The sequence below is a fragment of the Roseateles violae genome (assembly GCF_030410485.1).
Taxonomy (GTDB): domain Bacteria; phylum Pseudomonadota; class Gammaproteobacteria; order Burkholderiales; family Burkholderiaceae_C; genus Roseateles_D; species Roseateles_D violae.
On sequence record NZ_JAUHHC010000003.1, the window covers coordinates 363,346 to 387,540 of the forward strand.

Sequence of the window (24,195 nt, forward strand, 5' to 3'; positions counted from 1 at the left end):
GCGCCATGCCTCGATTCGCCGCGAACCTCAGCCTGCTCTATATGGAGCATGCCTTCGCGGACCGTTTCGAGGCGGCGGCGCGCGACGGCTTCGAGGCCGTCGAGATCCTCTTTCCCTACGAGCATCCGGCGGCCGAAGTCGCCGCGCTGTTGCAGCGCCATGGCCTGCAGGCGGTGCTGATCAATGCGCCGCCGGGCGATTTTGCGGCCGGCGAGCGCGGCCTGGCCTGCCTGCCCGGCCGCGAGGCCGAATTCCGCGCCAGCGTCGAGCAGGCGCTGGCCTATGCGCGGGCGATCGCCTGCCCGCGCGTGCACATCATGTCGGGCATCGTCGCGCGCGAGTCCTCGCGCAGCGTGCTGAAGCCCCTCTGGCTGGACAACCTGCGCTGGGCCGCCGAGGCCGCGGCGCGGATGGACTTGCGGCTGTGCATCGAGCCCATCAACGCGCGCGACATGCCCGGCTATTTCCTCAACCGGCAGGACCAGGCGCTGGAGCTGCTCGCCGCGCTGGCCGCGCCCAACGTCGGCCTGCAGATGGACTGGTACCACTGCCAGATCGTCGAGGGCGATGTGGCCACCAAGCTGCGCCGCGCGATCGCCGCCGGCGTGCTCGAGCATGTGCAGCTGGCCGGCGTGCCCGATCGGCAGGAGCCCGACGAGGGCGAGCTGCGCGTCGACTACCTGCTCGATCTGCTGGACCGGCTGGGCTATGCCGGCCATGTCGGCTGCGAGTACCGGCCGCGGGCCGGCACCTCAGCCGGCCTGGCCTGGCTGCAGCGCTTCATCGACGGCGCGCGCCAGTAGCGGCGCGATCGAAACCGCATTGCTGGCATGGGGCACGGTGTTGGCGCTCCAGATCGCGCCGACGCCGGCCGCGCGCAGCGCCAGCAGCGCATCGCCATTGAACAGCGCATGGGTGACGGCCACATCGATACTGGCCGCGCCGCGCACCAGCAGCTGCTCGGCCGCGCCGACCAGGGTGCGGCCGGTCGAGGCCATATCGTCAAGCAGCACGACCGGACGGCCGGCCACCTCCACCTCGGGCAGGGCCAGCTGCACCTGGTGATCGCCCTGGCGCAGCTTGCGGCCGACCGCATGCGCGAGGCCCGCCGCCGCGGCCGCCTCGGCCACCCACTGGGCCGACTCTTCGTCCGGCCCGATCAGCAAGGCACCGGGCCGCTGCTGCGCGATCCAGCGCCCCAGCAGCGGCGCCGCCGACAAGGCCCGGCCCTGCCCCGCCGGCATCACCTCGTCGAGGCTGGCGATGCGGTGAAGATGCGGGTCGACGGTGATCAGCGCATCGAAGTGCTGGCTCAGCAGCCGCGCGATATGGCGCTGGCTGACCGCCTCGCCCGGCGTGAACTCCATGTCCTGGCGCATATAGGCCAGATAGGGCGTGACCAGCAGCAGGCGCTTGGCGCCGAGCTCGCGCGCGGTCGGTGCGGCGATCATCAGTTCGACCAGCTTGTCGTTGGGCTGCTGAAGGCCGCGCAAGAGCACCACGTGCTCGGGCAGCGGCTTGGGCAGCACCAGACGCATCTCCCCATCGGGGAAGGTATGGCGCTGTATCGTGTGCAGCGGGCAGCCCAGTTCGGCGGCCAGCTGCTGCGCCAGCGCCAGTTCGTCGTCGAAGGCCAGCAGCAGGCGCATCAGGCGGTCTCCAGGGCGGTCGCCAGGCGGCTGCGCAGCGACTCGGCCAGCGCGCGGCGCTCGGCGTCCTGCGTGGCCTGCACCGGCAGCAGTTGCAGTTGAACGGCCAGGCCGCGCGCGCAGACGATCTGCCACAGGCTTTGCACCAGGGTCGTCTCGCCGATGAATCGCGCGGCCGGACTGAAGCGCGCGCCGGGCTCATGCCAGCGCAGCATCAGCGGCTGCACCGGCACGCCGGAAGCGATCGCCGCCTGCAGCAGATTGCCATGGAAAGGCAGCAGCTGCGGGCCCGGCCCGGTCGTGCCCTCGGGAAAGAAGGCGACCGTGTCGCCGGCGCGCAAGGCCTCGGCCGCCTGGTGCACGACCTTCAGCGCATCGCGCTTGCTGCTGCGCTCCAGGTACAAGGTACCGGCGCCGTCGACCAGGGAGCCGAGCAGGGGCCAGTCCTTGATCGCCGCCTTGGAGACGAAGCGCGCCTCCGGCATCACCGCGTGGACGACGGCGATGTCCAGCCAGGACACATGGTTGGCGACCAGCAGCTTGGGGCCGGCCTCCACCCTTCCCTCGCTCTGCAGCTCGATGCCCAGGATGCTCAAGGTACGCGCCGACCACCAGCGGATATGGCCCTGGCGGCCAGGCCCGTCGAGCGCGCCGAAGCGCAGCTTGACCAGGGCCAGGCCATGCAGCACATGCACGCTCAGGCGCAGGAGCCGCCCGATGGCGATCAGGCTGCGGCGCATGCGCTTCAGTCCGCGCTGGAATGGGCCAGATGTCCGGCCACCAGCGTGTGACGCACGCGCGCCGGCAGCTCGAAGCCGCTGATCTCGAAGGCGAAGGGCGTGTGCTTGCCCTGGCTGCACAGGCGCTCCGGCGCGACCGCCCAGCTGGACTTGGGATCGAACACGCAGACATCGGCGACGCCGCCCTCGACCAGGCGGCCGGCGCTGGCCGACAGCGAACCGAGCGCATGGCCCAGCACCTTAACCGGCTCGGCGGTGATCACGGCCAGCGCGCGCGCCAGCGGCAGCTGCTGGTCCTCGGCCCAGCGCAGCGCCAGGCTCAGGAGCAGCTCCAGGCCGGTGGCGCCGGGCGTCGCCTCGGCGAAGGGCACGTTCTTCTCGTCGGCGGCGACCGGCATATGGTCGCTGACCAGGGCGTCGATCGTGCCGTCGGCAAGCGCAGCGCGCAAGGCATCCCTGTCGCGCTGCTGGCGCAGCGGCGGCGTCACCCGCATCGCCGGGTTGAAGTAGCCGATGTCGACATCGGTCAGATGCAGCGAGTTGATCGACACATCGGCCGTCAGCTTCAGCCCTTCTTTCTTCGCCGCGCGGATCAGCTCGACGCCCGCCGCGCTGGAGATGCGGCACAGGTGCACGCGCGCGCCGGTCGAGCGCATCAGCTCGAAGATGGTATGCAGGGCCACCGTCTCGGCCATCACCGGCACGCCGGACAGGCCCAGGCGGGTGGCGACCGCGCCGCTGGCGGCGACGCCGCCGGACAGCCAAGCGTCCTGCGGGCGCAGCCAGACCGTGTAGTCATAGGTCGCCGCGTACTGCAGCGCGCGCGCCAGCACCAGGGTGTCGCGCACCGGCGCCTCGGCCTGCGAGAAGCCGACACAGCCGGCCTCGGTCAGCTCGGCCATCTCGGTCAGCGATTCGCCGCCCAGGTTCTTGGTCAGCGCGCCCAGCGGAAAGAGCCGGCACAGGCTCAGCTTGCGGGCGCGGAACTTCAGCATCTCGACCAGGCCCGGTTCGTCCAGCGCCGGGTCGGTGTCGGGCGGGCAGACGAGGCTGGTGACGCCGCCGGCCGCGGCCGCGTTCAGCTCGCTTTCCAGCATGCCTTCGTGCTCGTGGCCCGGCTCGCGCAGGCGCGCGGCCAGGTCCACGAGGCCCGGCGCGACGACCAGGCCCGTGGCATCGATGGTGCGCGCCGGCTCGAAATCGGCCGGCACCTGGCCCAGCGCGACGATGAGGCCGCCGGCGATCGCCAGATCGCCCAGCTTGTCCAGGCCCGAGGCCGGGTCGATCAGCCGGCCGCCCTTGATCAAGATCTTCATGCTTCGTTTCCTGCGAGGATGCTCATCACCGCCATGCGCACGGCGATGCCGAAGGTGACCTGGGGCAGGATCACGCTCTGCTTGCCGTCTGCCACGTCGGAGGCGATCTCTACGCCGCGGTTGATCGGGCCCGGGTGCATGACGATCGCATCCGGCTTGGCCAGCGCCAGCTTCTCCGGCGTCAGGCCGAAGTTCTTGAAGAACTCGCCGGCGCTGGGCAGCATCGCACCGCTCATGCGCTCGTTCTGCAGGCGCAGCATGATGATCACGTCGGCGTCGCGGATGCCCTCGGCCATGTCGTGGCAGACCCGCACGCCCATCTCGCGCAAATCGCCCGGCACCAGGGTCTTGGGACCGACCGCGCGGATCTCGGGCACGCCCAGGATGTTCAGCGCATGGATGTCCGAGCGGGCGACGCGGCTGTGCACGATGTCGCCGACGATGGCCACCGTCAGATTGCGGAAATCCTTCTTGAAGTGCCGGATCGTGTACATGTCCAGCAGGCCCTGCGTCGGATGCGCATGGCGGCCGTCGCCGGCGTTGACCACATGCACATGGGGCGCGCAATGCTGGGCGATCAGATAGGGCGCGCCCGATTCGCTGTGGCGCACGACGAACATGTCCGCATGCATGGCCGACAGATTGGCCACCGTGTCCAGCAGGGTCTCGCCCTTGGCCGTCGAGCTGCGCGCGATGTCGAGGTTGATCACATCGGCCGACAGGCGCTTGGCGGCGATCTCGAAGGTCGTGCGGGTGCGCGTGCTGTTCTCGAAGAACAGATTGAAGACCGACTTGCCGCGCAGCAGCGGCACCTTCTTGACCTCGCGGTCGTTGACCGACAGAAAGGTGCCGGCGGTGTCCAGGATCTGATGGATCACCGCCTGCGGCAGGCCCTCGATCGACAGCAGGTGGATCAGCTCGCCATGCTTGTTCAGCTGGGGATTGCGTTTGCTCAGCATGTCAGGACTCCCGCCGGGCCGCCCCAAGGGAGGCCTGCGCCCCCGCGGGGGGCAGTGAACGAAGTGAACGGGGGGGCATCACTCCTTGTCTCCTTTGACGTCGAAGCTGAAACGGCCCGCCTCGTCGCGTGCCAGGCGCAGCTTCTGCTCGGCCGCCAGGGTCACGCGGGCGGCCGAGAAGGCCGGCTCGATCGGCAGCTCGCGACCGCCGCGGTCGACCAGCACCGCCAGCTGCACGCTGGCCGGGCGGCCGAAGTCGAACAGCTCGTTGATCACCGCCCGCGTCGTGCGGCCGGTGTAGAGCACATCGTCGATCAAGAGGATGTGGCGGCCGTTGACCTCGAAGGGCAGCTTCGTATGGTCGGCGCTGGCGCTCATGCCCTTGGAGCCGAAATCGTCGCGGTGCAGCGAGCTGGAGATCACGCCGGCGGCCAGCTGCAGATCGGCGGCCAGGCGCTCGGCCAGCCAGGCGCCGCCGGACCAGACGCCGACCAGGGCGCAGGCATCGGCGGCATGGGGCTGCAGCAGGCGCTGCACGCCGCGGCGCAGGTCGGCATACAGCGCCTCCGCATCGAGAAGCAAGGTACTCATGAGGTTTCTCTGAAGAATTGTTCGAGGATCAGGGCGGCGGCCGCCGAATCGACATCGCAGGCACCGGCCGCCTCGGCCGCGACGCTGGTGTAGCGCTCGTCGACCTCGTGGATGGGCAGGCGAAAACGCCCCTTCAACTGCCGGCCGAACTTGCGCGCGCGCAGGGTGATCTCATGCTCGGCGCCGTCCGGATGGAAGGGCACGCCGATCACCAGCGCCTCCGGCTGCCATTCCCTGATCAGCTTCTCGATCGCGGCAAAGCGCGCCTCGCCGTCGACGGTGATGCTTCTGAGCGCCTGCGCCGCGCCGGTGAAACGACTGCCGGCGGCCACGCCAACCCGTTTGATTCCGTAGTCGAAGGCCAGCAGGGTCATGCGTGCCCGGCATCCATGCTCAGCATGCGCGGATCGACGCCCAGCAGCGCCAGCGCGCGTTCGTAGCGGTCCTCGATCGGCGTGTCGAAGATGATCTCCGGCGTCGCATCGACGGTCAGCCAGCCGTTGCGGCCGATTTCCTCTTCCAGCTGGCCGGCGGCCCAGCCGCTGTAGCCCAGGGTCACCAGCAGCTTCTTCGGGCCGGCGCCATTGGAGAGCGCCTCCAGCACGTCGCGGCTGGTCGTCATCTCCAGGCCGCCGGGCACGGCCAGGGTGGCGCTGTAATGGCCGCCCTCGGCGTCCAGCGGCTCGTGCAGCACGAAGCCGCGCTCGGTCTGCACCGGCCCGCCATAGAACACCGGCGTCGCGGCCAGTTCGTCGTGCGGCAGGCTCAGCTCGACCTTTTCGAACAGATTGCCCAGGGTCAGCGAGATCGGCTTGTTGATGACCAGGCCCAGCGCGCCCTTGTCGTTGTGCTCGCACATATAGATGACGCTGCCCGCAAAGGCCTCGTCGGCCATGCCGGGCATCGCTATCAGGAACTGGTTGGTGAGATCGATGCGGTCCTTGGCCATGCGCTCATTTTATTCATGGGAGACACTGCGGGGATGGAAAAGCCTTTCGAGCGCGCCCTGGTCTGGTTCCGGCGCGATCTGCGCGTCGACGACCAGGCGGCGCTGTCCCGCGCGCTGAGCGCGGCCCAACAGGTGTTCTGCGTCTTTCTGCTTGATCGCGACATCCTCGATCCGCTGCCGCGTGCCGACCGCCGCGTTGTCTTCATCCTGCGCTCGCTGGAGGAGCTGCACCGGCAGCTGGCCGCGCTGCGCCCCGGCGCCGGCCTGATCGTGCGCCATGGCCAGGCCCAAGCCGAGATCGCCGCGCTGGCGGCGCAGCTGGACGTGCAGGCGGTGCTGACGAACCATGATGACGAACCGGCGGCGCTGGCCCGCGACGCCACCGTCAGGGACGCACTGGCGGCCCAGGGCCGGCAGTTGCTGAGCTTCAAGGACCATGTCGTGTTCGAGCGCAGCGAGGTGCTCAGCGCCAGCGGCAGCCCCTACACGGTGTTCACGCCCTACAAGAACGCCTGGCTGCGCCGGCTGACGCCGGCCGACCTGCGCCCGCATCCGCTGCAGCCGCAGGCGCTGGCCGCCAGCCCGCTGGCCGGCCGCATCCCCGCGCCGGCCGAGATCGGCTTCGAGCCGGTCGCCCTGCCCGCGCAGCTGGGGGTCGGCAGCAGCGGCGCCGAGCAGTTGCTGGACGACTTCCTCGAGCGCATGGACCGCTACGACCGGGCGCGCGACTATCCGGCGCTGAAGGGCCCCAGCTATCTGAGCGTGCATCTGCGCTTCGGCACGATCTCGATCCGGCGCCTGGCGCGGCTGGCGCATGAGCGGATGCTGGGCGGCCTGCGCGGCGCCGAGGTCTGGCTCGGCGAGCTGATCTGGCGCGAGTTCTACCAGCAGCTGATGCACCACCATCCGCAGGCGATGAGCGCGGCCTTCCGGCCCGCCTACGACGCGATCGAATGGGAGCGCGGACCCGGCGCCGAGGCGCTGTTCGCTGCCTGGCGCGAGGGCCGCACCGGCTATCCGCTGGTCGACGCGGCGATGCGCCAGCTGCTGGCCAGCGGCTATATGCACAACCGCCTGCGCATGGTGACGGCCAGCTTCCTGTGCAAGGACCTGGGCCTGGACTGGCGCTGGGGCGAGCGTCATTTCGCCGAGCAGCTGCTGGACTTCGACCTGGCCGCCAACAACGGCGGCTGGCAATGGGCCTCATCGAGCGGCTGCGATGCCCAGCCCTGGTTCCGCATCTTCAACCCGGTCACGCAGAGCGAGAAGTTCGACGCCGAGGGCCTGTTCATCAAGCGCTATCTGCCGCAGCTGAGCAAGCTGCCGGCCAAGCTGGTCCATGCGCCCTGGCGGGCCCGCCCGGAGGAGCTGCAGGCGCTGGGCCTGGTGCTGGGCCGCGACTATCCGCCGCCCCTCGTCGACCATGAGGCGGCGCGGCGCCGCACCTTGGAGCGCTACGCGGTGGTCAAAACAGCTCGACCGCGCTGAGCTGGGTCTGCTCGCGCATGGCGCCGGCGGCCACCAGGGCCGCGTGGCTCTGCACCTGGTTGCGGCCCGCATCCTTGGCGTGGTAGACGGCGCGGTCGGCGCGCTCGAAGGCGGCGGCCGGGGAATCGCCGGGCCGCACCTCGGTGAAGCCGACGCTGACGCTGATATGGCCGACCTGCGGGAAGGCGTAATGCTCGGTGTTGTGGCGCAGGCGCTCGAAGGCATGGGCCGCGTCGGCCTCGTCGGCGCAGCGCATCAGCACGACGAACTCCTCGCCACCGAAGCGGTAGAGCAGATCGTGGAAGCGGAAGCTGCTGCGCATCAGCCTGGAGAGCAGCAGCAGCACCTCGTCCCCGATCAGATGGCCGAAGCGGTCGTTGACCGACTTGAAGTGGTCGATGTCGATGACGCCGAGGAAGTAGCGCGCACCGCCGGCATGGCGGCGGTCGCCGGCCTCGATGCAGGCGGCAGAGCCGGGCAGTTCGCCGAGCGCCTTCAGAAAGCTCTCGTCGAAGGTCTTGCGGTTCAGCAGGCCGGTCAGCGTGTCGCGCTCGCTGTAGTCGAGCAGGCCCTGGAAGTTGTGATAGATGCGCAGCACGCTGCAGACCATGCGCTCGGCGCCGCTCTTCAGCCGCTGCTCCGAGACGATCTCGAGCACGCCGACGACCTCGCGCTCGGTGGCCAGCGGGAAGATCGTCAGCCAGCTGCCGTCGGCCTGCTGCAGCTGCAGCACGCCGCGGCTCTTCATGCATTCCAGGCGCTGCGGCTTGTCGCTACAAGGGGGTAGGCGGCTCGGGTCGGCCCACAGCGGGTCGGCGGTCGCGACCGCCTCGCCGGCCACCAGGCGGGCGCGCGTCAACCAGCGCGATTGCGCGCAGCCCTCCTCGCCCAGTTCGATGCAGCGGTAGATCGCCACCGACAGCGGCTCGAGCAGATCGCGCAGCGCCGAGACCAGGGTGACGTCCATGACGTCCCGGTCCCGGAAACCGGTCAATTCGGCGAGATGGTCTACGACTTCGGACATGGCGGCGGCATTGCGGAAGTGAGGCGGCTCGCGCCGGACTCCGGGCTCTCAGGTCGGATCGCGCGCGCCGCAGTGTAGCCGCGGCGCCGGGCAAAACCGGGCGCCTTCACCCCCGGGTTTGCCCGAGCCCGCTTCAAGCCGCCGCCGTCTCGGCGCCGCTGGAAGTGAAGCGGCCGATCAGCTCGATCAGTTGTTCCTCGTCGTAAGGCTTGCCGAGGTAATGGTCGACGCCCAGCTGCGCCGCATAGTCGCGGTGCTTCTGCGCGATGCGCGAGGTGATCATGATCACCGGCAGCGCCGCCAGCCGCGCATCGGCGCGCATATTGCGGACCAGGTCGAAGCCGTCCATGCGCGGCATCTCGATGTCGGACAGCACGACGGCGGGCAGCTCCTCGCCGGCCAGCTTCTCCATCGCATCCATGCCGTCCTTGGCCAACTGCACGCGATAGCCCTCGCGCTCCAGCAGGCGCTGGGTGACGCGGCGCACCGTCAGCGAGTCGTCGACGACGAGCACCAGCGGCGCCAGCGCCTCCTCGGCCTGCGCCGTCTGCACCGGCGCGGCAGCCAGCGGCTGCGCGACGCGCTGCTGCGCCGCCACGCCATACCAGCTGGCCAGCGCCACCGGGTTGTAGATCAGCGCGACCTCGCCCGAGGCCAGCAGGCTGATGCCGGCAAGACCCGGCACCTTGTTCAGCTGCGGGCCGAGGTTCTTGACCACCACTTCCTGGTTGCCCAGCACCTCGTCCACATGCAGGGCCAGGCGCTGCTGCGCGCTGCGCACCAGCACCAGCGAGGCGCTCTTGCCATGCAGATGGCCGCGGCCCTGCTGGCCCAGCAGACCGCCGAGCCAGTAGAAGGGCTGCGCCTGCCCCTGGTTGACGGTGGGCAGCGCGATGCTGCCGGCCGCATAGGCGGCGTCGATCTGCTCGTTGGGCACCCGCTGCACCGAGTCCATCAGGCTGGCCGGCACGGCGACGACCTGCTCGCCGCTGCGCAGCAGCACGATCTGGGTCAGCGCCGTGGTCAGCGGCAGGCGCAGCGCAAAGCGCGCCCCCTGCCCCGGCGTCGAGGCGATCTCGATCGAGCCGCCCAGGGTGTTGACCTCGGCGCGCACGACGTCCATGCCGACGCCGCGGCCCGAGAGCTCGGTGACCTGGCTGGCCGTCGAGAAGCCCGGCGCGAAGATCAGCTGCACCAGCGCCGCCTCGTCGGGCGTCTCGCCGGCCCGGATCAGGCCCAGCTGCTCGCCGCGCTCGCGGATGCGCTGCAGGTTCAGGCCGGCGCCATCGTCGCCGAAGTCCAGCAGCACCTCGTTGCCTTCCTGGCGCGCATGCACGCGCACGGTGCCGCTGGCGTCCTTGCCGGCGGCCTGGCGCTGCTCGGGCGTCTCGATGCCGTGGCTGACGCTGTTGCGCAGCAGGTGCTCGAAGGCGCCGGACATGCGCTCCAGCACGCTGCGGTCCAGCTCGGTCGAGCCGCCGACGATCTCCAGCCGGGCCTGCCGGCCGGCATCGCGCGCCGCCTGGCGCACGACGCGGTGCATGCGCTCACCCAGGCTGTCGAACTCGACCATGCGGGTGCGCAGCAGATCGTCCTGCAGCTCGCGCGTCAGCCGCGACTGCGCGGCCAGTTCGTCTTCGCCCAGCTGCACATTGCGCTGCAGGCTGCGCTGCACGGTGGCCACGTCGTTGACCGACTCGGCCAGCATGCGGGTCAGCTCCTGGAAGCGGGTGTAGCGGTCGAACTCCAACGGATCGAATTCGCCGGCCGCCTGCTGCGCGCGCTCCTGCTGCACGCCCATCTGCGCCTCGGCCTGCAGTTCGAGCTCGCGCAGCTGGCCGCGCAGGCGGTCCAGGTTGTCGTCGAGGTCGAGCAGCGCGCCCTTCATCTGCGCCAGCTCGGACTCCAGCCGCGCGCGGCGGATGCTGACCTCGCCGGCCTGGGCCGCCATCCGTTCCAGCAGGCTGCCGCGCACGCGCACCAGCGCCTGCAGGCCGCCCACGCCGGCCTCGGCGGCCGCCTCGTCCGAGGCGCTCTCGCTGAAGCGCGACCAGTCGATCTGCACGCCGGGGGCCGCCGGCGCCACGGCTTCGGCGACCGGCTCGGCAGGCGTCTCGGCAGGCGTTTCGGCGGGCGTTTCGAGGGCAGCCAGCGGCTGCGCCTGCGGCGTCGCTTCGATGATCTCGTCCGGCCGCGGCTTGGTCTCGACCTGGATCAGCGGCTCGGCTTCGGCTGGGACTTCGGGCTCGGCTTGCGGCTCGGCGCGCAAGCGCGCGCTGAGCTGCTCGAAGCTGGTCTCCAGCGCGTCGCCGAGTTCCTGCAGCTGCAGCAGATCGGCGACCTGCGCCGGACCGCCTTCGAGCGCATGCTCGATCGCCGACTCCATATCGTGGGCCTGCTCGCCCAGGCGCATCGCGCCGCTCAGGCGCGCGCCGCCCTTGAAGGTGTGCAGCGCGCGCATGCAGGCCGCCGCGCGGCCATGGCCGCTGGCCTGCGGCTGCGCCAGCCATTCGCGCAATTCGCCATGCAGCTGCTGCAGCAGATCGCGCGCCTCTTCCTCGAAGATCGGGTAGAGCATCGTGTCGATCTGGTCGGGCAGGCCCGGCTCGACCTCGTCCGCATCGGCCGAGGGCATCGGCTCCTCGTCCGGCAGCGGCAGCTCGTCCACCAGCGGCAGGGCCGCCGGCACGCTGAAGCCGCCCAGCACGCTGCTGTCGACCTCGGGTTCATAGGCCTGCAGCCGCTCCAGCAGCTCGGGCTCGGGCGACTTCAGGAAGCCGGCCGCGAACTGGTGCAGCAGATGGCGGATGCCGTCGGCGGCGCGGACAAAGGTCTGCGCGTCCGCCTCGGCATAGCGGCTGGCGCGCTGGGCGCGGGCCAGCGCATGCTCGAGCGCACGCGCCAGCGCCGACAGATCGTCGAAGCCGACCGTTGCCGCGCTGCCGGCCAGCGCATGGGCCAGGGCCTCGCAATTGGCCGGCACCGGGCCGTTCAGCTCCAGCGCCCATTCGGCCAGCGAGGTGGCCAGCCGGCGCGAATGCTCGTCGGCCTCGTTGAGGAAGATATTGAACAGCGTGATGCTGATGCGCAGCGGACCGATGACCTTGATGCCGTCCTCGTCGATCGCATCGACATCGGCGACCGCCTCTTCGTCGATCGCTTCCGGCTCGGCGGCCGGCGGCGGCACCAGCTCCAGCACCGGCGCATGGCGCTCGACCGGCGGTGCCTCCACCGGTTCGACCGCCTCGGGCAGCTCCAGCGGCAGTTCGACGTCGAGGTCCAGCGGCAGATCGACCGCGGTCACGACCGGGGCCTCGGCCACCGGGTCCGGCGCGGGCGCCGGCTCGTCGCCGAAGTCCAGCCTCAGCTCGAACTCGGGCAGCTCGAAGGCCGCCGGCGTGGTGGGCGTTGCGGACGAGGCATCGACGAAGCCGGACAGATCCAGCAGCGGCTCCGCCTCCGCCGGCGGCTCCACCGGCAGTTCCAGCACCGCCGGCGCTTCGGCCAGGTCCAGTTCGAGCGCTTCGGGAAGCTCGACCACCTCGACGCCAGGCAACTCGAGCGCGGCCTCGACGGGCATTGCTTCCGCCACCGGAATCTCGATCTCGGCCGCCGGTTCCAGCAGCGGAGCGGCCACCGCTTCCTGCGGCGGCTCGCTGGGCGGCGCGGCGGTCGGCCAGTCCAGCGCCAGGGTCTCGCCCGCCAGGCGCAGCGCGTCGGCGCTGCGGCGCAGCGGATCGGGCAGGAACTGACCGCTCTCGCGGCCGGCGATCTGCTCGCACCAGTGGCCCAGATAGTCCAGCGCCTCGCCGGTGAAACGCAGCAGCGCCGCATCGGCCTGCGGCGGCGACTCGGCCAGACGCGCATTGAAGAGCTGCTCGCAGGCCCAGGCGCCCTCGCCGAAGGCGTCGAAGCCGACCATGCGCGAGCTGCCCTTCAGGGTATGGAAGGCGCGGCGCAGCACGGTGATCTGCTCGCGGTCGCTGCCGTCCTGCTGCAGCGCGGCCAGCGCGCGGCGCGCGGTGCCCAGCACCTCGGTGGCTTCCTCGAGGAAGATCTCCTGCATCTCCGGATCGGCGGAAACGCTGGGGATCGTCGTCAGCACCATTGGCGCCGGTTCGGGCGCCGGTTCGGGCGCCGGCGCGGCGATCACCTCGACCACCGGCATCAGCGGCAACGTCGGCGCCGCCGGCAACTGGGGCTCCGGCTGCGGCGGCAGTGCCAGTTCGACCACCGCTTGCGGCAGCGGCGCCGCCTCGGGCTCGACCGCCAGCGGCGGCAGCGGCGACGGCGTCGCGTCGGCGCGCCGGCCCATCACCGGGCTCAGGCGGCCCGTGGCCTCGTCGAAGCGGAACATGCGCTTGGCCAGGGCCGGCTGCACGCTCAGCATGTCGATCAGGAAGCCCAGCGCGCCCAGGTTGTTGGCCAGGCGCTCGAAGATCTCGCGCGGGCCGGCCCGCTGCGGGTCGACCTCGGTATTGGCCAGCTCGTCGACCTCGTCGCGCATGCGCAGGCAGGCCTGCGCCGCCTGCGACAGGCCCAGCACGGTCAGCACGCCGCGCATCGCCTTCAGCTGCGCCGGCACCGGGATCAAGAGCTGGCGCTGCGAGGGATCGCGGAAATAGCCGTCGGCCTGGCGCTCGACCTCGGACAGACTGGCGCGCAGCTCGTGCACGACGCTGCCCAGGGTCTGGCGGTCGGACACGCGGCGGTACAGGTCCTCCATCCACGCTTCCAGCGGCTCGGGCGCCTCGCCATGGGCGACCGCATTGACGCGGCGCGCCATGCGCTTGACGCGCTCGGCCTGCTCGGGCTGGTCGAAGGCGGCATCATCCAGCGCGGCCTCGACGTAGAGAATGCTGGTCGCCACCTCCATCGCCAGCGGCGGCGGCGGCGGATTGCCGGAGCGCAGGGTCGCGACGACGGCGCGCTGCAGAGTCTGGCCCAGCACCTCGCCGCTGGGGAAGAGACGGCCGATCGATTCGGACAAGGCGGCGAACTGCTCATCCAGGCCGGCCAGCCGGTGCGTATCACCCTCGGCGGCGCTGGACCAGGATTCCTTGGCCACGCCGACGCGGCGGCGCGCCTGCGAGACCCAGTTCGGGTCGATGCGACCGAGGCTCTCGTCCTCGTAGTCGCCGGCCAGCTCCTCGCCCAGGCCATAGCTGGCGCGCACCGCGCGCAGGCGCGGCGCGGCGGCCGAGCTGTGGCTTTGCGCGCAGAAGAACAGCAGGTCCTGCGCCAGGCGCTCGCCATTGCTGCCGCTGGCCAGGCCGGCATCGCCCTGGCCGATCGCGCGCAGCTGCGCCAGCAGGCGCGAGCCCAGGCGCTTGACATAGCTGTCCACCGCCAGCAGGCCCTGCGCCTGCGCCTCGAACAGCGCGGCGGCCAGCTGCCACAGCGTGCGCGAGCGCGGCTGCGCGCCCAGGCCCGCGGCCAGCGAGGCACACAGATCGCTGAGCGCATGCGCGTGCGCGGCGCCCGGTTCGCGCATCTGCTTGAGCAGCGCGGCCTCGAAGGGCGCGCGCACCGCCTCGGCGGCCAGCGCCTGCGCGCCGCCGTCGGCGGGCAGCTGGCGCCAGCTCCAGTCGTACTGCCACAGATCGGCCGGATGGACGCGCTCGGCGCCGTTGAGCGTCTGCAGCGCGCGATAGGCCGGGAACAGCGCCAGGGTCGAGCCCTTGTTGCCGGCCAGCAGGCGCGCGATATGCGAGAGCAGCGCGAAGTTGGCGCGCTCGATGGTCTCGACCGCATTCAGGTCGACATTGGCCGGATGACGGGCCAGGTTCTCGACCGCCGCCTCGGCCGCGCGCAGCAGCTTGGAGCCGGCCGGCAGGCCGACCAGGGACAGCACGCCGGCAACCTGGTGCAGCTGGGCCACGGCGGCCTGCAGCGGCTGGCTGGCGTGCGGCTCGGCGCCCAGCACCGTCGACATGCGGTTGTCGCCATCACGCAGCAGGCGGCGCAGCGTCTTGTGCACCGACTCCAGCGAGCGGCGCAGTTCCTCCTGCACCCAGGCCAGCGGACTGAGGTCGGGCGGGAACTCGGAATCTCGCGCGAAATCCATTTCGCCGTCCTCGCTCAGGAAACCTTGAAGCGGGCCACCGAGGCCTTCAGCGCATCGGCCGAGCGCGAGAGCTCGTGCACCATCTGCGCGGTCGAACGCGTGCCCTCCGAGGTCTGCTCGGTCACGGCGAAGATGTGCTGGATGTTGGAGGCCACCTCGTTGGCCGAGGCCGCCTCGCTGAGCGCCTGGCTGGAAATCTGCGCGATCAGCTGGTCCAGGCGACGCGACACGCTGTCGATCTCTTCCAGCGCCGAGCCGGCCGCATCGGACAGCTTGGTGCCCTGCACCACGCCCAAGGTCGAGCGCTCCATCGCGGCCACCGCGTCATGGGTGTCGGTCTGAATCGTCTTGACCAGGGCGGCGATTCGCCGCGTCGCGTCGCCCGAGCGTTCGGCCAGGCGCTGCACCTCTTCCGCCACCACCGAGAAGCCGCGACCGGCCTCGCCGGCGGAGGCCGCCTGGATCGCCGCGTTCAGCGCCAGCACGTTCGTCTGTTCGGTAATGTCCGAGATCAGCTCGGTGATCTCGCCGATCTCCTGCGAGCTTTCGCCCAGGCGCTTGATGCGCTTGGACGTTTCCTGGATGTGCTCGCGGATCGAGTTCATGCCGGCGATATTGTTCTGCATCGCCTGCAGGCCCTGCTCGGCGGCCTGACGCGACTGGCGCGCGACCTCGGCCGTCTGCTGCGCCTGGCCCGACACCTCGTTGATGCGGCCGGCCATCTGCAGCACCGCCTCGCCGGTGGCGCGGATCTCGTGCAGCTGCTCCTTGGAGGCGGCCAGCAGGTCGGTGGAGGTCTGGTCGACCTGGCCGGTCGTCTCGGTCACCCGCGAGGCCGTGGTCTGCACCTGCGAGACCAGATTGCGCAGCTCCTCAACCGTGTAGTTGACCGAGTCGGCGATCGCGCCGGTGATGTCCTCGGTCACCGTCGCCTGCTGCGTCAGATCGCCCTCGGCGACCGACTGCAGCTCGTTCATCAAGCGCAGAATCGCCGCCTGGTTGGCGTCGTTGACGCGCTTGGCCTCCTGCTCCTGCGCCTCGGCCTCGCGCTTCTGCGCCTCGGCCATCTGGGCACGATGCGCCTGGTCGGACACATACAGGCGCAGGAAGCCCAGCGCGCCGATCACCAGCGCGGCCAGCGAGGCCAGCATCAGCAGGATCAGCAGCAGGCTGGCGCCGCCGGCGCCTTCCAGCTCGGCCGCGATCTGCTCCAGGCCTTTGCGCAGCGGTTCGCTGTCGGCCAGGATGCTGGTCTGCGCCTCGCGCGCCGACACCAGGCCCTGCAGATTCGACAGGATGGCCGAGGCCTGCGTGCGGGTCTGCTCGTACTGGGTCAGCAGATGGCTCAGGCGCTCGCGCAGCTGCGCGTCCTTGGCGCCGGCCAGGCGCAGCTGCGGGCTGCCGTTCAGCAGCGCGTCGGTGATCAGCTTGAAGGAGTTCAGGTCCTTGCCGAGCAGGAACACCGCCTCGGGGCTGACGCCGTCCTGGGTCAGGAATTCGTTGGCGCTCTTGCCGATACGCTGGGTCAGCATCACCAGCTGGCCGACGGCCGAGATCTCGGCGGCCGAGCCATTGAGCTGCAGCGATTGCGCGGCCACCGCCTCGGCGCTTTCCAACAGGTCGGAGGACTGGCGGTTGATGGCGCGCAGCGCCTGGCCGACCTGGGTCAGCACCTTCTCCTGCGTCTGCACCAGCTTGCCGTTCTTCTCGGCGCGCTGCACCAGCGGCAGCACCGCATCGAGGCTGGGCTGCACCGCGGCCGGCGCGGCGGCCAGCGGGCCCTCGCCGGTGCGCAGATTGTCGACCACGCCGGTCAGGGTGCCGACCGACTCGCGCAGTTCGGCGAAGGCGCTCGGGCTGCCGACCAGGGCGGCCGAGACCGACTTGGCCATGCGCTGCGACTGCATCAGCGCCTGACCGGTGGCGCGCACCTGGGCGGCGCTGCGGTTGCCGCTGATCAGACTCAGGCTGACGGTGCCGGCGGTGCCGATCAGGCCGGCCGCGACCAGCAGGGTGAACAGCAGCTGGCGGCGGCCCGGGCCGGCCGGCTTGGCAGCGACCTCGAGCGGCGGAGTCAGCTGGCTGTCGGCCGCCACCGTCGACGGCGCGAACTGGGCCGCCGTGGTCTCGGCGAAGTCCTGGCCGCTGCCGCCGCTGGGCAGCGCCTCAGAGATGATCGAGGCGCTGGACGCCTCGGCATGCCGCGCCGCATCGGCACCCGGCTGGGCCAGCAAGGCGCCGCCCGGGGTCAGCAGGGTGGATGCATCGAGTTCGTCGGCCTCGGTCTTGCCCAGGTTCTTGAATTTGTCCAGGAAGCTCATCTCACCCTCGTGAAGTCGCGGTGCGTGCACCGATTGCGATCGGCTCGGTCTAAAACTGGGAACCCTGCATCAGATCACGATGCGCAGGAACTGTTCGTGTTTTGAAAGCGCATCTAAATCCAGCTGTTGCCAGGATCGGTCCTCGGCGTCGCGCATGCGTGCGCCTGCGAATCGCGGGCGCGAGCCGGCCGGCGGCTCGGCCGGCTCCAGCGTCAGCTGCTCGTCGCCGCGCAGGCCGATCAGGCGGTCGACCTGCAGCGCGCAGTTGATATTGAGCTCGGGCGCCAGCGAGACCAGGCGCGTGCCGGCCTGGTCGGCGCGGCCGCCACCGGCCTCGCGCAGGCCCAGGAAGACGGCCAGGTCGACCACGGTGAACAGGCCGCCGCGCAGATTGGCCACGCCGGCCAACCAGGGCTGGCCATAGGGCACCGGCTGCAGCGGCACCGGCGTGAAGATCTCGGCCGCCTGCTTGAGCGGGAACAGCAGGCCCAGCCCGGCGCATTCGACGGCCAGCCAGCTGGCCACCTGGGTCTGCTCGCGCGCAGCCTGCATGCGCTGCGCAAGGCGTTGCTGGAGTTCGCGCAGCGCTTGCTTGTTGCTCATCGAGGGTCAGCCAAGCGCTTTGATCTTGGCCAGCAACTCCTCGGCCTTGACCGGCTTGACGACATAGTCGCGCGCCCCCTGGCGTTGGGCCCAGACCTTGTCGGTCTCCTGATTCTTGCTGGTGCACATGATCACCGGCACGCCGGCGTAGCGCTCGTCGCGGGTGATTGCGCGGGTCAGCTGGAAGCCGTTCTGGCCGGGCATCACGACGTCCATCAGGATCAGGTCGGGCTTCTCCTCGGCCAGGCGCTTCAGCGCCTCCTCGCCGTTCTCGGCCGTGCGGACCTGGTAGCCGCGCTTGAGCAGCATCTCGCTCAGGTGATGCAGCTCGGTCTTGGAATCGTCTACCAGCAGGATTTTTTGTATGGTCATGGGGACTCGCGCTGATCAGCCCACGCGACGGTGCTGTTGCACCGCCTGCAGCAACTGATCCTTGGTGAACGGCTTGGTGAGATAGTCCTGCGAGCCGACCATGCGGCCGCGGGCCTTGTCGAACAGGCCATCCTTGGAGGACAACATGATCACCGGCACGCCGGCGAATTGAGGATTGCGCTTGATGATGGCGCAGGTCTGATAGCCGTCCAGGCGCGGCATCAGGATGTCGCAGAACACCAGATCGGGCTGGTAGTCCGAGAGCTTGGCGAGCGCGTCGAAGCCGTCCTCGGCGAGCACGACCTCGTGCCCGCCCTGCTTCAGGAAGATCTCCGCGCTGCGGCGTATGGTGTTGCTGTCATCGATGACCAGCACCTTGGTGGCGCCGGCAGCGAAGCCTTCGGGAACTTGCACGTCCAAGCCTTTGTCTCCTCAGGGCTGGGTAGCGGGCCTGCGCCCTGCGACGGGTAGGAAATCGGCGCCGCCGACCTCAGATGCGAACCATCTCGAAGTCTTCCTTGCGGGCGCCGCATTCCGGACAGGTCCAGTTCATGTCGACGTCGGCCCAGCGCGTTCCTGGGGCAATGCCATGCTCCGGATCTCCGGCGGCTTCGTCATAGATCCAGCCACAGATCAGGCACATCCAGGTAGCAGCGTCGGTCACGGTGTTCGTTCATTGATAACTACAATGCAAAGATTGTAGCCACCCCTATTGAGGCACCGGCACGAGGGAATACGCAAGAACACAACAGGCAGATGGGCCTTAGTTCACGCTTTCGCCACGGCCCTTGTTACTCGATGTGATGGCCCGCCGCCCGCGGCCAGCCCGAGCAGATCCTGACCCCAGCGCCGCACCGATATGAGCAAAACCGACCCCATCCCCGCCCAGCCGGATCCGGCCTTGGACGAACAGGACTCGCCACCACCGGCCTGCGTGATGAGCTTCAATGCCAGCGAAGCCAGCGGCGCCGGCGGCCTGGCCGGCGACGTCGCGACCATCGCCGCCATGGGCGCGCATTGCCTGCCCGTGGTCAGCGCCATCGTGCTGCGCGACACGGCCGAGGTCTTCGAGCAGCATGCGCTGGACGCCGACACCATCGTCGAGCAGGCGCGCCACATCCTCGAGGACGTGTCGGTCACGGCCTGGAAGGTCGGCTTCCTGGGCAGCGCGGAGGGCGTCAGCGCCGTCGCCGAGGTGCTATCCGATTACCCGGACATCCCGCTGGTCGCCTATATGCCCAGCGTCTCCTGGCTCGACGAGGAGCAGCAGCAGAGCTATCTGGATGCCTTCCGCGAGCTGGTGCTGCCGCAGACCCATGTGCTGGTCGGCAACCACAAGACCCTGACCGACTTCCTCTTGCCCGACTGGGACGCCGACCGCCCGGCCTCGCCGCGCGAGTTGGCCGTCGCCGCCGCGCAGGCCGGCGCCCAGCATGTGCTGGTGACCGGCATCAGCCTGCCCAACCAGTTTGTCGACAATGTGCTGGCGACCTCGCAGGGCCCGATCACCGGCGAGAAGTTCGAGCGCTTCGACGTCTCCTTCATCGGCGCCGGCGACACCCTGTCGGCGGCGCTGGCCGCGCTCTTGTCGGTCGGCGCCGAGATCCACTCGGCCGTCGGCGAGGCGCTGTCCTTCCTCGACCAGGCGCTGGACGCGGGTTTCCGCCCTGGCATGGGCAATGTGCTGCCGGACCGCTTCTTCTGGGCGCTGCCGGCCGGCGAGGAAGGCGAGGCCGAGGACGGCGCCGCCGAGGCCGAGGAGGCCCCGGCCCTCGACGAGACCCCCGAGGCCCCGCCCGCGCGCCCGCCGCGGCGCATGCACTGAGCCCGCCCCTTCGTTCCTTTTTTTCGCAGCAGTCCCATGTCCGACAACCAAGCCCTGTTCGAACGCGCCCAAGCGGTGATCCCCGGCGGCGTCAACTCGCCGGTGCGCGCCTTCCGCGCCGTCGGCGGCACGCCGCGCTTCATCCAGCGGGGCGAAGGCGCCTATATCCATGACGCCGAGGGCCGGCGCTATATCGACTACATCGGCTCCTGGGGCCCGATGATCCTCGGCCATGGCCACCCAGCCGTGATCGAGGCGGTGACCGCCGCCGCGCGCGAGGGCCTGTCCTTCGGCGCGCCGACCGAGCGCGAGATCGAGCTGGCCGAGGAGATCCTGAAGCTGGTGCCCAGCATGGAGCAGGTGCGCCTGGTCAGTTCGGGCACCGAGGCGACGATGAGCGCGATCCGTCTGGCGCGCGGCGCCACCGCACGCAGCAAGTTCATCAAGTTCGAGGGCTGCTACCACGGCCATACCGATGCGCTGCTGGTCAAGGCCGGCTCGGGCCTGGCCACCTTCGGCCACCCGACCAGCGCCGGCGTGCCGGCCGAGGTCGCCCAGCACACGATCGTGCTGGAGTACAACAATGTCGCCCAGCTGGAAGAGGCCTTCGCGCTGCACGGCAAGGAACTGGCCTGCGTGATCATCGAGCCGATCGCCGGCAATATGAACTTCGTGCGCGCCAGCGTGCCGTTCATGACGCGGCTGCGCGAGCTGTGCACCGCGCACGGCGCCCTGCTGGTGCTGGACGAGGTGATGACGGGCTTTCGCGTCGGCCTGGCTTCTGCCCAGGGCCTCTACCAGAAGCTGATCCCCGGCTTCAAGCCCGATATCTCGGTCTTCGGCAAGGTGATCGGCGGCGGCATGCCGCTGGCCGCCTTCGGCGCCAGTCGCGAGATCATGAAGCACCTGGCGCCGCTGGGCGGCGTCTACCAGGCCGGCACGCTCTCCGGCAACCCGGTCGCCACCGCCTGCGGCCTGGCGACCTTGCGCGAGATCCAGAAGCCCGGCTTCTTCGAGGCGCTGACGGCCAAGACCCGCCGGCTGGTCGAGGGCCTGGCCGGCGTGGCCAAGGAAATGGGCGTGCCCTTCTCCGTCGACAGCGAAGGCGGCATGTTCGGCTTCTTCCTGATGGACGCGCTGCCGCAGAACTACGCCGCGGTGATGACGACCGACAAGGAGCGCTTCAACCGTTTCTTCCACGGCATGCTGGACGCCGGCGTCTACCTGGCGCCGGCGCTGTACGAGGCCGGCTTCGTCAGCGCCGCCCACAGCGAGGCCGATATCGCGGCCACGCTGGACGCCGCCCGCGGCGCCTTGCGCTGAAACCATGTTCGCCGGGCGCCGCTTCGAGGCGGTGGTGTTCGACATGGACGGCCTGCTGCTCGATTCCGAGCGGCCGATCCGCGACGCCTGGCTGCGTCTGTCGGCCGAGGCCGGCCGGCCGCTGACAGAGGCCGACTACCTGCTGACCGTCGGCCGCAACCGCGCCGACTGCCTGGCCCTGCTGAGCGAGCATTTCGGCTCGCGTGCGGACGCCGAGGCGATGTACGAGGCGGTCGATGCCTCGTTGGCGCCCTTCGCGCTGATGCCCGGCGCGCTCGCCCTGCTGCGGGCGCTGCAGGCGCGCGGCCTGCGCTGCACCGTCGCCTCCTCGACCCGCCATACCGAGGTGCTGCGGCGGCTGCGCGCGGTCGGCATCCACGATTTCTTCGGCCCCATCCACGGCGGCGACCAGGTCGCGCGCGGCAAACCGCATCCGGACCTGTTCGAGCTGGCCGCGGCCAGCCTTGGCATTCATCCTGCTAAGGCCCTGGTGTTCGAGGATTCCAGCTACGGCGCCCAGGGCGCGCTGACGGCGGGCATGGGCGTGGTGCTGGTGCCGGACCTGAAGCGCCCGGAGGCCGACATCGCCTCGCGCTGCGTCGTGCTCGAGTCGCTCGAGCATGCGCTGCCCCATCTACCTTCCTGGTTCTGAATTCCATGCACATCCACATCCTCGGCATCTGCGGCACCTTCATGGGCGGCCTGGCGGCCCTGGCCCGCGAGGCCGGCCACCAGGTCACCGGCTGCGACGACAAGGTCTACCCGCCGATGAGCGACCAGCTGCAGCAGCTGGGCATCGACTTGATCGAGGGCTATGGCGCCGAGCAGCTGGCGCTGAAGCCCGAGCTCTTCGTCGTCGGCAACGTCGTCTCGCGCGGCAATGCGCTGATGGAGGCCATCCTCGACGCCGGAGCGCCCTATACCAGCGGGCCGCAATGGCTGTCCGACCATGTGCTGCAGGGCCGCCATGTGCTGGCCGTCGCCGGCACGCATGGCAAGACCGGCACCACTTCGATGCTGGCCTGGATCCTCGAGCACGCGGGCCTGCAGCCGGGCTTCCTGGTCGGCGGCGTGCCGCAGAACTTCGGCGTGTCCGCACGCTTGGGCCAGGGCAAGACCTTCGTCATCGAAGCCGACGAGTACGACACCGCCTTCTTCGACAAGCGCAGCAAGTTCGTCCACTACCGGCCGCGCACGGCGATCCTGAACAACCTCGAGTTCGACCACGCCGACATCTTTGCCGACCTGGCCGCGATCGAGACCCAGTTCCACCACCTCGTGCGCACGATTCCGGCCAGCGGCCGGGTCGTCGTCAATGCGCGCGAGGAGGCGCTGCAGCGCGTGCTGGCGCGCGGCTGCTGGAGCGAGCTGCAGCGCTTCGGCGCGCGCAAGGAAGAGCCGGGCGCGCTGCGCGCGCGCGGCGAGCCGCAGGCCTTCGACGTGCTGCGCGGCAGCCTCAAGGTCGCGCGGGTCGAATGGGGCCTGATCGGCGAGCACAACCAGCTGAACGCGCTGGCCGCGATCGCCGCGGCCGAGCATGTCGGCGTCTCGCCCGAGCAGGCGGCGGCCGCCCTGGCCGAGTTCAAGAACGTGCGCCGCCGCATGGAGCTGCGCGGCGAGGTGAACGGCATCAAGGTCTACGACGACTTCGCCCACCACCCGACGGCGATCCGCACGACCGTCGACGGCCTGCGCCGCCGCATCGCCCCGTCCGAGCGCATCCTGGCCATCTTCGAGCCGCGCTCGAACACGATGAAGCTGGGCACGATGAAGGCCCAGCTGCCCTGGGCGCTGGAGGAGGCCGACCTCGCCTTCTGCAACCAGCACGGCCTCTCCTGGGACGCCAAGGAGGCGCTGGCGCCGATGGGCGCCCAGGCCATCGTCGGCGCCGATGTCGACGCACTGGTCGAGTCCATCGTCAAGCAGGCCCGCCCGGGCGACCAGCTGCTTTGCATGAGCAATGGTGGCTTCGGCGGCATCCACGACAAGCTGCTGCATGCGCTGGCCGCGCGCGGCTGACCCGGCGCGCCGGCGCGGCCGCCGTCCTAGCGCGAGCGGGCACGTCGGCGCCCGGCGATCGTCAGCGCGCCCATGCCGCCGAGCACCAGCAGCGCACTGGCCGGCTCGGGCACCGGGCTCGGGTCGAGCCCGATGCCCGGATCGAGGAAACCGGCGCCGCTGACATTGCGGAATTCGCCGAAGTGCAGCGAATCCAGATAGCCGTAGATGTCGACCGAAACGACATTGCTGTGCGTCGGGCTGTCCGAGAGTTCGTAGGCGCGCAGACTGCCGAGGCCGCGATTGCCGTCGATGTAGATGAAGTCGGCGTTCTGCTCGGGCGTGTTGCTCGCCTGGTTCGGCGTCGCCTGCACGACCAGCACATCGGAGACCTCGAAGTCATAGCCGAGGAGCATGGCGTCCGGCGAACTCGCCGTCAGATTGAAGCTCAGCCTCACCATCGGATCGGACCAGATGCCGTTCGCATAGGTCAGCCGGCCGAACAGGAATTTGTTGCTCGGGCCGAAGCCGTTGACGGTCTGGTTTTGCGCCGGCGCAAAGCTGACGAGGTTCTCGGTCCAGGTCTGGCCGTCGACGACCATCTTGTAACTGATGCTGGTCACCGGCGTCGCGAAGTCCCTGTAGGCCTCGCCGTTGAGCCGGCAGTCGAGGACCGGGCATAGCTGCTGGCCGTTGAGGTAGTTCACCACGCCCTCGTTGGTCCCGTAGGCAAAGGGGGTGTAGAAGTTGGTGAAGCCGCCGGTCAGCGAGATCGTCGCCGCCGAGGCCGGCAGGGCCGCCAGGCTGGCCCATAAAGAGACCGAGAGAATCCGCGCAGCTGCATTCATGGCTTTACTCCGTCACCTTGATCGATCGGGGCGTGCGTCGGAAGCGGCCAGCCGGCAGCAGTGCTTCATTCAAGAAGTCATGAAACGCCTGCGCTGCTCATGGCCTTCCGGACTTGGCAGTA

General features: G+C 70.0%; 21 protein-coding genes. 6 read left to right on the forward strand and 15 right to left on the reverse strand.

The features are described from left to right. Positions 1-5 precede the first annotated feature (5 nt). A complete protein-coding gene (gene otnI, locus QWJ38_RS12065; RefSeq protein ID WP_290359333.1) occupies positions 6-803 on the forward strand; it encodes a 2-oxo-tetronate isomerase in 798 nt (265 codons plus the stop codon). Here the strand turns inward: otnI and QWJ38_RS12070 are convergent. The 7 genes from QWJ38_RS12070 to QWJ38_RS12100 form a co-directional block, all read right to left on the reverse strand. Continuing rightward, entirely contained in the window at positions 753-1,649 is an 897-nt protein-coding gene (locus QWJ38_RS12070) for a ribose-phosphate diphosphokinase (RefSeq protein WP_290359334.1), read from the reverse strand. The two genes, otnI and QWJ38_RS12070, sit on opposite strands and share 51 nt — an antisense overlap. Continuing rightward, positions 1,649-2,389 carry a lysophospholipid acyltransferase family protein gene (locus QWJ38_RS12075; protein WP_290359335.1) on the reverse strand — a complete coding sequence of 247 codons (741 nt, stop codon included), beginning with the start codon at positions 2,387-2,389 and terminating at the stop codon, positions 1,649-1,651. Before QWJ38_RS12075 ends, QWJ38_RS12070 begins: the two co-directional genes overlap by 1 nt. A 5-nt stretch (positions 2,390-2,394) precedes the next feature. After that, the gene (locus QWJ38_RS12080) at positions 2,395-3,705 is read right to left on the reverse strand and encodes a dihydroorotase (protein ID WP_290359336.1); all 1,311 of its coding nucleotides are present in this window, start codon (positions 3,703-3,705) and stop codon (positions 2,395-2,397) included. Further along, complete coding sequence (locus QWJ38_RS12085; protein ID WP_290359337.1) at positions 3,702-4,664, reverse strand: aspartate carbamoyltransferase catalytic subunit; 963 nt, start codon at positions 4,662-4,664, stop codon at positions 3,702-3,704. The genes QWJ38_RS12080 and QWJ38_RS12085 overlap by 4 nt, the downstream gene beginning before the upstream one ends. Positions 4,665-4,742: 78 nt before the next feature. Continuing rightward, complete coding sequence (pyrR, locus tag QWJ38_RS12090; protein WP_290359338.1) at positions 4,743-5,255, reverse strand: bifunctional pyr operon transcriptional regulator/uracil phosphoribosyltransferase PyrR; 513 nt, start codon at positions 5,253-5,255, stop codon at positions 4,743-4,745. Then, on the reverse strand, positions 5,252-5,629 hold the full coding sequence (ruvX, locus tag QWJ38_RS12095) for a Holliday junction resolvase RuvX (protein ID WP_290359339.1): 378 nt from the start codon (positions 5,627-5,629) through the stop codon (positions 5,252-5,254). Before ruvX ends, pyrR begins: the two co-directional genes overlap by 4 nt. Beyond that, positions 5,626-6,204: a YqgE/AlgH family protein gene (locus QWJ38_RS12100; protein WP_290359340.1), complete on the reverse strand. Its 579-nt coding sequence runs from the start codon at positions 6,202-6,204 to the stop codon at positions 5,626-5,628. The genes ruvX and QWJ38_RS12100 overlap by 4 nt, the downstream gene beginning before the upstream one ends. A 33-nt stretch (positions 6,205-6,237) precedes the next feature. Between QWJ38_RS12100 and QWJ38_RS12105 the strand changes: the two genes are divergently transcribed. Then, a complete protein-coding gene (locus QWJ38_RS12105; RefSeq protein WP_290359341.1) occupies positions 6,238-7,692 on the forward strand; it encodes a cryptochrome/photolyase family protein in 1,455 nt (484 codons plus the stop codon). Here the strand turns inward: QWJ38_RS12105 and QWJ38_RS12110 are convergent. The 7 genes from QWJ38_RS12110 to QWJ38_RS12140 all read right to left on the reverse strand — a co-directional run bounded on the left by QWJ38_RS12110 (position 7,670) and on the right by QWJ38_RS12140 (position 18,722). Beyond that, positions 7,670-8,716, reverse strand: a complete 1,047-nt coding sequence (locus tag QWJ38_RS12110; RefSeq protein ID WP_290359342.1) for a GGDEF domain-containing protein — start codon at positions 8,714-8,716, stop codon at positions 7,670-7,672. The two genes, QWJ38_RS12105 and QWJ38_RS12110, sit on opposite strands and share 23 nt — an antisense overlap. 133 nt (positions 8,717-8,849) lie before the next feature. Then, complete coding sequence (locus QWJ38_RS12115) at positions 8,850-14,783, reverse strand: hybrid sensor histidine kinase/response regulator (RefSeq protein WP_290359343.1); 5,934 nt, start codon at positions 14,781-14,783, stop codon at positions 8,850-8,852. Between the two features lie 14 nt (positions 14,784-14,797). After that, positions 14,798-17,104, reverse strand: a complete 2,307-nt coding sequence (locus QWJ38_RS12120) for a methyl-accepting chemotaxis protein (protein WP_290359344.1) — start codon at positions 17,102-17,104, stop codon at positions 14,798-14,800. 69 nt (positions 17,105-17,173) lie between these two features. Then, on the reverse strand, positions 17,174-17,707 hold the full coding sequence (locus tag QWJ38_RS12125) for a chemotaxis protein CheW (RefSeq protein WP_290359345.1): 534 nt from the start codon (positions 17,705-17,707) through the stop codon (positions 17,174-17,176). A gap of 6 nt (positions 17,708-17,713) precedes the next feature. Then, positions 17,714-18,079, reverse strand: a complete 366-nt coding sequence (locus QWJ38_RS12130) for a response regulator (protein WP_290359346.1) — start codon at positions 18,077-18,079, stop codon at positions 17,714-17,716. Between the two features lie 15 nt (positions 18,080-18,094). Then, positions 18,095-18,499 carry a response regulator gene (locus tag QWJ38_RS12135; RefSeq protein ID WP_290359347.1) on the reverse strand — a complete coding sequence of 135 codons (405 nt, stop codon included), beginning with the start codon at positions 18,497-18,499 and terminating at the stop codon, positions 18,095-18,097. 70 nt (positions 18,500-18,569) lie between these two features. Continuing rightward, positions 18,570-18,722: a rubredoxin gene (locus QWJ38_RS12140; protein ID WP_290359792.1), complete on the reverse strand. Its 153-nt coding sequence runs from the start codon at positions 18,720-18,722 to the stop codon at positions 18,570-18,572. Positions 18,723-18,938: 216 nt separating this feature from the next. Here QWJ38_RS12140 and thiD point away from each other — a divergent pair, with 216 nt between their 5' ends. Genes thiD through mpl form a run of 4 tightly spaced genes read left to right on the forward strand, consistent with a single transcriptional unit; the run spans position 18,939 to position 23,246 of the window. Continuing rightward, a complete protein-coding gene (gene thiD / locus QWJ38_RS12145; protein WP_290359348.1) occupies positions 18,939-19,904 on the forward strand; it encodes a bifunctional hydroxymethylpyrimidine kinase/phosphomethylpyrimidine kinase in 966 nt (321 codons plus the stop codon). Between the two features lie 36 nt (positions 19,905-19,940). Further along, on the forward strand, positions 19,941-21,227 hold the full coding sequence (gene hemL, locus QWJ38_RS12150) for a glutamate-1-semialdehyde 2,1-aminomutase (RefSeq protein WP_290359349.1): 1,287 nt from the start codon (positions 19,941-19,943) through the stop codon (positions 21,225-21,227). Between the two features lie 4 nt (positions 21,228-21,231). Beyond that, the gene (locus tag QWJ38_RS12155; RefSeq protein ID WP_290359350.1) at positions 21,232-21,879 is read left to right on the forward strand and encodes an HAD family hydrolase; all 648 of its coding nucleotides are present in this window, start codon (positions 21,232-21,234) and stop codon (positions 21,877-21,879) included. 5 nt (positions 21,880-21,884) lie between these two features. After that, entirely contained in the window at positions 21,885-23,246 is a 1,362-nt protein-coding gene (mpl, locus tag QWJ38_RS12160) for a UDP-N-acetylmuramate:L-alanyl-gamma-D-glutamyl-meso-diaminopimelate ligase (protein WP_290359351.1), read from the forward strand. Positions 23,247-23,272: 26 nt separating this feature from the next. Here mpl and QWJ38_RS12165 read toward each other — a convergent pair whose 3' ends face one another. Further along, entirely contained in the window at positions 23,273-24,073 is an 801-nt protein-coding gene (locus tag QWJ38_RS12165; protein ID WP_290359352.1) for a PEP-CTERM sorting domain-containing protein, read from the reverse strand. Positions 24,074-24,195 lie beyond the last annotated feature (122 nt).

What these genes read in the sequence shown, in the direction of transcription:
- QWJ38_RS12085 (WP_290359337.1), bottom strand. Translation starts at nt 4,664, where the DNA reads ATGCTGAGCAAACGCAATCCCCAGCTGAACAAGCATGGCGAGCTGATC.
- ruvX (WP_290359339.1), bottom strand. Translation starts at nt 5,629, where the DNA reads ATGACCCTGCTGGCCTTCGACTACGGAATCAAACGGGTTGGCGTGGCC.
- QWJ38_RS12130 (WP_290359346.1), bottom strand. Translation starts at nt 18,079, where the DNA reads ATGACCATACAAAAAATCCTGCTGGTAGACGATTCCAAGACCGAGCTG.
- QWJ38_RS12075 (WP_290359335.1), bottom strand. Translation starts at nt 2,389, where the DNA reads ATGCGCCGCAGCCTGATCGCCATCGGGCGGCTCCTGCGCCTGAGCGTG.
- mpl (WP_290359351.1), top strand. Translation starts at nt 21,885, where the DNA reads ATGCACATCCACATCCTCGGCATCTGCGGCACCTTCATGGGCGGCCTG.
- QWJ38_RS12110 (WP_290359342.1), bottom strand. Translation starts at nt 8,716, where the DNA reads ATGTCCGAAGTCGTAGACCATCTCGCCGAATTGACCGGTTTCCGGGAC.
- QWJ38_RS12155 (WP_290359350.1), top strand. Translation starts at nt 21,232, where the DNA reads ATGTTCGCCGGGCGCCGCTTCGAGGCGGTGGTGTTCGACATGGACGGC.
- QWJ38_RS12080 (WP_290359336.1), bottom strand. Translation starts at nt 3,705, where the DNA reads ATGAAGATCTTGATCAAGGGCGGCCGGCTGATCGACCCGGCCTCGGGC.
- QWJ38_RS12100 (WP_290359340.1), bottom strand. Translation starts at nt 6,204, where the DNA reads ATGGCCAAGGACCGCATCGATCTCACCAACCAGTTCCTGATAGCGATG.
- QWJ38_RS12140 (WP_290359792.1), bottom strand. Translation starts at nt 18,722, where the DNA reads ATGTGCCTGATCTGTGGCTGGATCTATGACGAAGCCGCCGGAGATCCG.
- QWJ38_RS12070 (WP_290359334.1), bottom strand. Translation starts at nt 1,649, where the DNA reads ATGCGCCTGCTGCTGGCCTTCGACGACGAACTGGCGCTGGCGCAGCAG.
- QWJ38_RS12115 (WP_290359343.1), bottom strand. Translation starts at nt 14,783, where the DNA reads ATGGATTTCGCGCGAGATTCCGAGTTCCCGCCCGACCTCAGTCCGCTG.
- pyrR (WP_290359338.1), bottom strand. Translation starts at nt 5,255, where the DNA reads ATGAGTACCTTGCTTCTCGATGCGGAGGCGCTGTATGCCGACCTGCGC.
- thiD (WP_290359348.1), top strand. Translation starts at nt 18,939, where the DNA reads ATGAGCAAAACCGACCCCATCCCCGCCCAGCCGGATCCGGCCTTGGAC.
- otnI (WP_290359333.1), top strand. Translation starts at nt 6, where the DNA reads ATGCCTCGATTCGCCGCGAACCTCAGCCTGCTCTATATGGAGCATGCC.
- QWJ38_RS12165 (WP_290359352.1), bottom strand. Translation starts at nt 24,073, where the DNA reads ATGAATGCAGCTGCGCGGATTCTCTCGGTCTCTTTATGGGCCAGCCTG.
- QWJ38_RS12120 (WP_290359344.1), bottom strand. Translation starts at nt 17,104, where the DNA reads ATGAGCTTCCTGGACAAATTCAAGAACCTGGGCAAGACCGAGGCCGAC.
- QWJ38_RS12125 (WP_290359345.1), bottom strand. Translation starts at nt 17,707, where the DNA reads ATGAGCAACAAGCAAGCGCTGCGCGAACTCCAGCAACGCCTTGCGCAG.
- QWJ38_RS12105 (WP_290359341.1), top strand. Translation starts at nt 6,238, where the DNA reads ATGGAAAAGCCTTTCGAGCGCGCCCTGGTCTGGTTCCGGCGCGATCTG.
- hemL (WP_290359349.1), top strand. Translation starts at nt 19,941, where the DNA reads ATGTCCGACAACCAAGCCCTGTTCGAACGCGCCCAAGCGGTGATCCCC.